The sequence below is a fragment of the Streptomyces flavofungini genome (genome assembly GCF_041028215.1).
Taxonomy (GTDB): Bacteria; Actinomycetota; Actinomycetes; order Streptomycetales; family Streptomycetaceae; genus Streptomyces; species Streptomyces flavofungini_B.
Genome location: NZ_JASKYR010001248.1, coordinates 1 through 1,186 on the forward strand (window position 1 = coordinate 1; position 1,186 = coordinate 1,186).

The following is a 1,186-nucleotide window of genomic DNA, read 5'->3' on the forward strand; positions in this document are numbered from 1 at the left end:
CCCCGGCCCCACCCCCGTCGCCGTCATCGGCATGGACTTCCGGCTGCCCGGCGCCGACACCCCGGAGGAGTTCTGGCGCACCATCCACGAGGGCGCCGACCGCATCCGCCGCTTCACCGAGGCCGAGCTGGAGGCCGCCGGGATCACCGAGGAGCAGTACCGCGCCGACGACTTCGTCGGGGCGAGCGGGGTCCTCGACGGCATCGCCGGGTTCGACGCGAGCTTCTTCGGGATGAGCGCCCACGAGGCCCGTATCACCGACCCCCAGCACCGGCTGTTCCTGGAGTGCGTCCACCACGCCCTGGAGAACGCCGGGTACGCCAAGAGCGCGGAGCAGCCCGCGCGCCACGAGATCGGCGTCTACGCCAGCACCGGCTACCACCTCTACTCCCTCCAGAACTACCTCCAGCACAACGTCCTCAAGGAGGGCATCGCCGACTGGGTGGCGGGCCTCCAGGTCACCGTCGGGAACTTCACCGACTTCACCGCCAACCGCGCCGCCTACCGGCTGGGCCTGACCGGGCCCGCCGTGAACGTCCAGACGGCGTGCTCCAGTTCGCTGACCGCCGTGTACACGGCCGCGCAGTCCGTCGCCCACGGCGAGTGTGACATCGCTGTCGCGGGCGCCACCGCCCTGCATGTGCCGCAGGTGCTCGGCTACCAGTACGTGAAGGGGTCGATCCTCTCCAAGAGCGGCTGCCTGCGGCCCTTCGACGCCGACGCGGACGGGACCGTCGGCGGTACCGGCGTCGCCGCCGTCGTGCTCAAGCGGCTCGACCGGGCGCTCGCGGACGGCGACCACATCCACGGCGTCCTGCGCGGCTGGGGACTCAACAACGACGGCGCGGACAAGCGGGCGTTCACCGCGCCGAGCGCCGACGGGCAGCGCGGCGCCATCCGCCGGGCCCTGGACCGGGCGGGCGTCGACGCGGGCAGCATCGGCTATCTGGAGACGCACGGGACGGGCACGTTCAAGGGCGACCCGATCGAGTTCGAGGGCGCGACCGCCGCCTTCCGCGCCGACACCGACCGCACCGGCTACTGCGCGCTCGGCTCGGTCAAGGCCAACATCGGACACCTCGACGTCTGCTCGGGTCTGGCAGGCATGATCAAGGCGCTGCTCGTGCTCCGGCACGGCGTCATCCCGCCGATGGCCAACTTCCGCCGCCCCAACCCCGCCCTCGAC

Annotated in this window: 1 protein-coding gene; it reads left to right on the forward strand. The window is 72.2% G+C overall.

The genetic code is table 11. The features are described from left to right. On the forward strand, positions 1 to 1,186 hold a 1,186-nt coding region (locus AB8Z36_RS40145; protein ID WP_440582132.1), incomplete at both ends, for a polyketide synthase.